The sequence below is a fragment of the Escherichia sp. 94.0001 genome (genome assembly GCF_013369155.2).
GTDB classification, from domain to species: Bacteria; Pseudomonadota; Gammaproteobacteria; order Enterobacterales; family Enterobacteriaceae; genus Escherichia; species Escherichia coli_F.
Genome location: NZ_JABWMS020000106.1, coordinates 1 through 7,732, shown reverse-complemented (window position 1 = coordinate 7,732; position 7,732 = coordinate 1). Strand labels below are relative to the sequence as shown.

At 49.2% G+C, this 7,732-nt stretch carries 7 protein-coding genes and 1 pseudogene; 6 read left to right on the top strand and 2 right to left on the bottom strand.

Annotated elements, in window-relative coordinates:
• Positions 1-66: 66 nt before the first annotated feature.
• The 5 genes from tnaB (at position 67) to yieF (ending at position 5,050) form a co-directional block, all read left to right on the top strand.
• Positions 67-1,314, top strand: coding sequence for a low affinity tryptophan permease TnaB (gene tnaB / locus HEN33_RS23585; protein WP_000131909.1), 1,248 nt, complete (start codon positions 67-69; stop codon positions 1,312-1,314).
• A 132-nt stretch (positions 1,315-1,446) separates the two neighbouring features.
• A complete protein-coding gene (gene mdtL / locus HEN33_RS23580; protein ID WP_176262743.1) occupies positions 1,447-2,622 on the top strand; it encodes a multidrug efflux MFS transporter MdtL in 1,176 nt (391 codons plus the stop codon).
• Positions 2,597-3,556 carry an HTH-type transcriptional regulator YidZ gene (gene yidZ, locus HEN33_RS23575; RefSeq protein WP_105272118.1) on the top strand — a complete coding sequence of 320 codons (960 nt, stop codon included), beginning with the start codon at positions 2,597-2,599 and terminating at the stop codon, positions 3,554-3,556. The genes mdtL and yidZ overlap by 26 nt, the downstream gene beginning before the upstream one ends.
• 156 nt (positions 3,557-3,712) lie before the next feature.
• A complete protein-coding gene (locus HEN33_RS23570) occupies positions 3,713-4,462 on the top strand; it encodes a 4'-phosphopantetheinyl transferase family protein (RefSeq protein WP_160529814.1) in 750 nt (249 codons plus the stop codon).
• Between the two features lie 21 nt (positions 4,463-4,483).
• Complete coding sequence (gene yieF / locus HEN33_RS23565; protein ID WP_001291118.1) at positions 4,484-5,050, top strand: class I chromate reductase YieF; 567 nt, start codon at positions 4,484-4,486, stop codon at positions 5,048-5,050.
• A gap of 53 nt (positions 5,051-5,103) precedes the next feature.
• Here yieF and adeP read toward each other — a convergent pair whose 3' ends face one another.
• Positions 5,104-6,441 (bottom strand): adenine permease AdeP, encoded by a 1,338-nt coding sequence (gene adeP / locus HEN33_RS23560; protein WP_032185524.1) that lies wholly within the window; start codon positions 6,439-6,441, stop codon positions 5,104-5,106.
• Between the two features lie 167 nt (positions 6,442-6,608).
• On the opposite strand from adeP, the gene yieH reads away from it, so the two are divergent.
• Positions 6,609-7,274, top strand: coding sequence for a 6-phosphogluconate phosphatase (gene yieH / locus HEN33_RS23555; RefSeq protein WP_032185525.1), 666 nt, complete (start codon positions 6,609-6,611; stop codon positions 7,272-7,274).
• A gap of 136 nt (positions 7,275-7,410) precedes the next feature.
• On the opposite strand, the pseudogene HEN33_RS23550 reads toward yieH, so the two are convergent.
• Positions 7,411-7,732, bottom strand: a pseudogene (locus HEN33_RS23550) (type III effector); the annotation flags it as partial.

The window sequence follows — 7,732 nt, the reverse complement described above, 5'->3', positions numbered from 1 at the left end:
GCGCTCCGGATGAATATGATGATCTCATATCAGGAACTTGTTCGCACCTTCCCTAAAGGTGGCATCATGACTGATCAAGCTGAAAAAAAGCACTCTGCATTTTGGGGTGTTATGGTTATAGCAGGTACAGTAATCGGTGGAGGTATGTTTGCTTTACCTGTTGATCTTGCCGGTGCCTGGTTTTTCTGGGGTGCCTTTATCCTTATCATTGCCTGGTTTTCAATGCTTCATTCCGGGTTATTATTATTAGAAGCAAATTTAAATTATCCCGTCGGCTCCAGTTTTAACACCATCACCAAAGATTTAATCGGTAACACATGGAACATTATCAGCGGTATTACCGTTGCCTTCGTTCTCTATATCCTCACTTATGCCTATATCTCTGCTAATGGTGCGATCATTAGTGAAACGATATCAATGAATTTGGGTTATCACGCTAATCCACGTATTGTCGGGATCTGCACAGCCATTTTCGTTGCCAGCGTATTGTGGATAAGCTCGTTAGCCGCCAGCCGTATTACCTCGTTGTTCCTCGGGCTGAAGATTATCTCCTTTGTGATCGTGTTTGGTTCTTTCTTCTTCCAGGTCGATTACTCCATTCTGCGCGATGCCACCAGCACCACTGCGGGAACGTCTTACTTCCCGTATATCTTTATGGCTTTGCCGGTGTGTCTGGCGTCATTTGGTTTCCACGGCAATATTCCCAGCCTGATTATTTGCTATGGCAAACGCAAAGATAAGCTAATCAAAAGTGTGGTTTTTGGTTCGCTGCTGGCGCTGGTGATTTATCTCTTCTGGCTCTATTGCACGATGGGGAATATTCCGCGAGAAAGCTTTAAGGCGATTATCTCCTCAGGCGGCAACGTTGATTCGCTGGTGAAATCGTTCCTCGGCACCAAACAGCACGGCATTATCGAGTTTTGCCTGCTGGTGTTCTCTAACTTAGCTGTCGCCAGCTCGTTTTTTGGTGTCACGCTGGGGTTGTTCGATTATCTGGCGGATCTGTTTAAGATTGATAACTCCCACGCCGGGCGTTTCAAAACCGTGCTGTTAACCTTCCTGCCACCCGCGTTGTTATATCTCGTCTTCCCAAACGGCTTTATTTACGGGATCGGCGGTGCCGGACTATGCGCCACCATCTGGGCAGTCATTATCCCCGCGGTGCTGGCAATCAAAGCTCGCAAGAAATTTCCCAATCAGATGTTCACGGTCTGGGGCGGCAATCTTATTCCGGCGATTGTCATTCTCTTTGGTATAACCGTAATTTTATGCTGGTTCGGTAACGTCTTTAATGTGTTACCTAAATTTGGCTAATCCGTTTAAGAAGCCAGCGAAATAGCTGGCTTCTTGCCTGTCAGGAAATCACTTATGTCCAAATGGCAACTCGCCTGATTCTGCTTCACCACGTATGCTTTGCGTCACCTTACTATCAGGACGCTTTAGCCCATGTCCCGCTTTTTGATTTGTAGTTTTGCCCTGGTTTTACTTTATCCCGCCGGGATTGATATGTACCTCGTTGGTTTACCGCGCATCGCCGCCGATCTCAATGCCAGCGAAGCGCAGTTGCATATTGCGTTCTCCGTTTATCTGGCAGGTATGGCAGCAGCGATGTTATTTGCCGGTAAAGTGGCCGATCGTTCAGGGAGAAAGCCTGTCGCCATACCCGGCGCGGCGCTATTTATTATTGCCTCGGTGTTTTGTTCACTGGCTGAAACCAGCACGTTATTTCTTGCAGGGCGATTTCTACAGGGGTTAGGCGCAGGCTGTTGTTACGTGGTGGCGTTCGCCATTTTACGTGACACACTGGACGATCGACGTCGGGCAAAAGTGCTGTCGTTACTCAACGGTATTACCTGCATCATTCCGGTGTTAGCGCCAGTGCTCGGACACCTGATTATGCTTAAATTCCCGTGGCAGAGTCTGTTCTGGACGATGGCAACGATGGGCATCGCAGTACTGATGTTGTCTTTGTTTATTTTAAAAGAAACGCGCCCTGCCGCCCCCGCAGCTTCTGACAAACCACGAGAAAATAGCGAGTCGCTGCTTAACCGGTTTTTCCTCAGCCGTGTGGTAATCACCACCCTCAGCGTTTCGGTGATCCTCACCTTCGTGAATACGTCGCCGGTATTGATGATGGAAATCATGGGTTTTGAGCGCGGAGAATACGCCACCATAATGGCGTTGACCGCAGGAGTCAGCATGACCGTTTCATTCTCCACGCCATTTGCACTGGGGATCTTTAAGCCACGTACGTTGATGATCACCTCACAGGTGTTATTTCTGGCGGCAGGTATCACTCTTGCCGTTTCACCTTCCCATGCGGTTTCTCTGTTTGGTATCACGCTGATTTGCTCCGGTTTCTCGGTAGGTTTTGGCGTAGCGATGAGTCAGGCGTTAGGGCCGTTTTCATTACGCGCGGGCGTAGCCAGCTCGACCTTAGGTATTGCGCAAGTTTGCGGATCGTCACTGTGGATTTGGCTGGCAGCGGTGGTTGGTATCGGCGCATGGAATATGCTGATCGGGATTCTGATTGCCTGTAGCATAGTGAGCCTGTTGCTGATTATGTTCGTCGCGCCTGGACGCCCGGTTGCCGCTCATGAAGAAATCCATCACCACGCTTGATCTCAATCTGCTGCTCTGTCTGCAACTGCTGATGCAGGAGCGCAGCGTAACCAAAGCGGCGAAGCGGATGAACGTGACACCTTCGGCGGTGAGTAAGTCGCTGGCAAAGTTAAGAGCGTGGTTTGACGACCCGCTCTTTGTGAACTCACCGCTGGGCCTGTCGCCCACACCGCTAATGGTCAGCATGGAGCAAAATCTGGCGGAGTGGATGCAAATGAGCAATCTGCTGCTGGATAAACCGCACCACCAAACGCCGCGCGGTCTTAAGTTTGAACTGGCGGCGGAATCGCCGCTGATGATGATCATGTTCAATACGCTGACTAAGCAGATCTACCAGCGTTACCCCCAGGCGACGATCAAATTGCGCAACTGGGATTATGATTCACTGGATGCGATTACCCGTGGCGAAGTGGATATTGGTTTTTCCGGTCGCGAAAGCCATCCCCGTTCGCGGGAGCTGCTAAGTTCGCTGCCATTAGCCATTGATTATGAAGTACTGTTTAGTGATGTGCCCTGCGTCTGGTTGCGCAAAGATCATCCAGCACTGCATGAAGCGTGGGATCTGGATACCTTTTTACGTTACCCACATATCAGCATTTGCTGGGAACAGAGCGATACCTGGGCGCTGGACAATGTGTTACAGGAGCTGGGGCGCGAACGCACGATTGCTATGAGTTTGCCGGAATTCGAGCAGTCACTGTTTATGGCAGCGCAGCCCGACAATCTGCTACTGGCGACCGCACCACGCTACTGTCAGTACTACAATCAACTCCACCAACTGCCGTTAGTTGCTCTACCTCTCCCGTTTGACGAAAGCCAGCAAAAAAAGTTGGAAGTCCCTTTTACCCTACTGTGGCATAAACGGAACAGCCATAATCCGAAGATCGTCTGGTTACGGGAAACCATTAAAAATCTTTACGCGTCGATGGCATAACCGAATCGTATGAAACGCAACCCTATTTCACAATAAAATGTAAAATAGTTGTAATAAGATTGTCTGAATCGAACTTTTAGCTGCTTTAGTCTGTCCATCATTCCAGTAAATGATTACTCTTGTATTCATAATGGACCATTAAGCATGGAGCGAAAAATGGCGACTCACTTTGCCCGAGGGATTTTAACGGAAGGACATCTGATTTCTGTTCGTCTCTCCTCCCAGTGTCATCAAGAAGCCCGAAATATTCCCCCTCATCGTCAAAGCCGTTTCCTGGCGTCCAGAGGTTTACTCGCAGAACTGATGTTCATGCTGTATGGCATCGGCGAATTACCGGAAATCGTCACCCTGCCGAAAGGAAAACCGGTTTTCAGTGATAAAAATTTGCCCTCGTTTTCTATTTCTTATGCCGGGAATATGGTTGGCGTGGCGCTAACAACCGAAGGTGAATGTGGCCTCGATATGGAACTGCAGCGTGCGACGCGCGGGTTTCATAGCCCACACGCGCTCGATAACCACTCCTTTTCCAGCAATGAATCGCTATGGATCAGTAAACAAAACGATCCTAACGAAGCGCGGGCGCAACTCATCACGTTGCGCCGAAGCGTGCTAAAACTAACCGGTGATGTTTTGAATGACGATCCGCGCGATCTGCAGCTGCTGCCCATTGCCGGACGCCTGAAATGTGCTCATGTAAATCATGTAGAAGCGTTATGCGACGCGGAGGACGTGCTGGTGTGGTCCGTGGCGGTCACGCCCACAATTGAAAAGCTCAGTGTCTGGGAGTTAGATGGCAAACGCGGCTGGAAAAGCCTGCCGGATATTCACAGCCGCGCCAACAATCCTACCAGCCGGATGATGCGTTTTGCCCAACTCTCTACCGTGAAGTCTTTTTCGCCAAATTGATAGACAACCACAGGAGTCATTATGTCTGAAAAATTGAAGGTGGTTACGTTACTGGGGAGCCTGCGCAAAGGCTCATTTAATGGCATGGTTGCACGTACCCTGCCGAAAATTGCTCCTGCTAGCATGGAAATCAATGCATTACCTTCCATTGCCGACATTCCCCTGTATGACGCTGATGTACAGCAGGAAGAAGGTTTTCCCGCAACGGTAGAAGCTATGGCGGAGCAGATCCGTCAGGCTGACGGTGTGGTGATCGTCACGCCGGAATATAACTACTCGGTACCGGGCGGGCTGAAAAATGCCATCGACTGGCTTTCCCGCCTGCCGGATCAACCTCTGGCTGGTAAACCGGTGTTGATTCAGACCAGCTCAATGGGCGTGATTGGCGGCGCGCGCTGTCAGTATCACCTGCGCCAGATTCTGGTTTTTCTCGATGCAATGGTGATGAACAAGCCGGAATTTATGGGCGGCGTGATTCAGAACAAAGTTGATCCGCAAACCGGAGAAGTGATTGATCAGGGTACGCTTGACCACCTGACCGGGCAATTAACCGCATTTGGTGAGTTTATTCAGCGAGTTAAGATCTAAATAAAAAACCCGCCAGCAATCATGCATGGCGGGTTTTTAACGCGCTATCGATTTTAGTGAGCGTCGATAAACACAATCTTCAGGATAAACAGCAGCGCAACGATGATTACGCACGGGCTTAGATCACGCAGACGTCCGGTACCGATTTTCATCACGCAGTAGGAGATAAAGCCCAGTGCGATACCTTCGGTAATCGAGAAGCTGAACGGCATCATCACGGCGGTAATAAACGCTGGAACGGATTCGGTAAGATCCTGCCAGTTCACGCGAGCAAGACTTGAGGTCATCAACACGCCAACGTAAATCAGCGCGCCAGCTGCGGCATATCCCGGCACCATTCCCGCCAGCGGCGACAGGAAGATAACCAGCAGGAACAGCAGACCAACAACCACTGCCGTCAGACCGGTACGACCGCCAACAGAAACGCCGGAAGAGGACTCAATATACGCCGTAACAGAAGAAGTACCGATAAACGAACCGGTCACGGAAGAGATACTGTCGACATACAGCGCCTGCTTCATGCGCGGGAATTTACCTTTCTCATCCGCCAGACCTGCTTTATCGGTCACGCCAATCAGCGTACCGGAGGAGTCAAACAGGTTGACCAGCATGAAAGAGAAAATCACCCCTGCCAAACCGAGGTTAAACGAACCGGCTAAATCGACATGACCCACTACTGTCATTACGCTCGGTGGCGCAGACACGATGCCGTTGTAGTGCACATCACCCAGCATCCAGCCCAGCAGCGTCGTCACCACAATAGAAACCAGCACCGCCGCGTGAATATTGCGCGAGGCCAGAATAGCGATGATGAAGAAGCCGAGGATACCCAGCAGCACGCTGTGAGAAGTCAGGTTACCGATGCTCACTAGCGTTTCGGGATTCGCGACAATCACGCCCGCGTTTTTCAGCCCCATCATGCCGATAAACAGACCAATACCGCTGGTAATACCCACACGCAGACTTACCGGAATATTAGCAATCATCCAGTAACGAACGCGGAAAATGGTCAAAAGAAGCAGTCCGACAGCGCCCCAGAAGATTGCGCCCATCCCGACCTGCCACGGCAAGCCCATCGCCTGTACAACCACAAAAGCGAAGAATGCGTTCAGGCCCATTGCTGGTGCCAGTGCAACTGGCAGATTAGCAAACAGTCCCATCAGAATGCTGCCAAATGCAGCAATCAGACAAGTGGTGACGAAGACGGCGCTGGTGTCCATGCCAGCAACGCCAAGAATTTGCGGGTTAACAAAAACGATGTAAACCATCGTCAGGAAGGTGGTAAAACCGGCGATCACTTCGGTCCGAGCCGTCGTGCCATGTTCGCGCAGTTTAAACACGCGTTCCAGCATCCCCTGACCAGAAGCCTGGGTTGTGTGTTGTTGACTCATTATCTATTTCCGAACTAAGGAGGGAAAATCCGTCGCTATCGTATACCAAAATGAGACAATATGGACGGCTGAAGAAAACTTTTTTTCATTGTATTTGCTTATACGGCAACGATTGCGTTGTGCAAATTTGCATGACGAAAACGTTAAACTAATGATAAAGGAAAGACATGTCCCAGATAGAAGCGGTATTTTTCGACTGCGATGGTACGCTGGTCGATAGCGAGGTCATTTGCTCTCGCGCCTATGTCACGATGTTCAGGGAATTTGGCATTAACGTTGACCTGGAAGAGATTTTTACCCGTTTTAAAGGCGTAAAACTCTATGAAATCATCGATATCATCAGTAAAGAGCAGGGCGTGACGATGGTCCAGGCCGATGCAGAGCACGTTTACCGCGCAGAAGTCACCCGCCTGTTTGATAGCGAACTAGAGGTCATCACGGGAGCGAACGAATTGCTGGCGAGCGTTAACGTGCCGATGTGCGTGGTTTCTAATGGCCCGGTGAGCAAAATGCAGCATTCGCTTGGTAAGCTCAATATGCTGCACTACTTCCCGGAAAAACTGTTCAGCGGCTACGATATCCAGCGTTGGAAGCCCGATCCGGCATTAATGTTCCATGCGGCAAAAGCGATGAATGTGAACGTTGAAAACTGCATTCTGGTCGATGACTCCAGCGCCGGTGCGCAGTCAGGGATAGATGCCGGTATGGAAGTGTTTTACTTCTGCGCTGACCCGCACAATAAGCCGATCGTTCACCCGAAAGTCACCACCTTTACCGAGCTGGCGCAACTGCCTGCGCTCTGGAAGGCACGCGGCTGGGATATAGCGCGTTAATTGCTCCGAACTTTAACGCTTACACATCAGTCACGCTGGTTTGAGATAAAGACTACCAAGTGTCTGATGAGTAAGCGTATGTTTCCCTTTCAAAAATTGATGTCGTTATTCGTCCAGTCAATCACTCTCTGCTTAGCTAAGCCTGGGTTATATTTTTCACAATATCGGGATATTTATCGAACCATGTAATAACATTCAAGATTATTTCACTGAGTTTTTTATACTTTTTATATTTTTTCTCCCGACTATAATTTTGAACAATATCCTGGTAAGTTCGTATTTCATCATCTATTTTATCAATATCAATCTTAAAGTTATTTAATTTTCTTTGTATATCATTACGCGTCAAATTATCTTTGTTTTCACTAACTAGTTGTGCTTTCTCTTTCACAATTTTATTATGTTCTTTTGTTAATTCGTTAATTTTTTGCAATATGTCCTCGTAACCCTCATTGGAC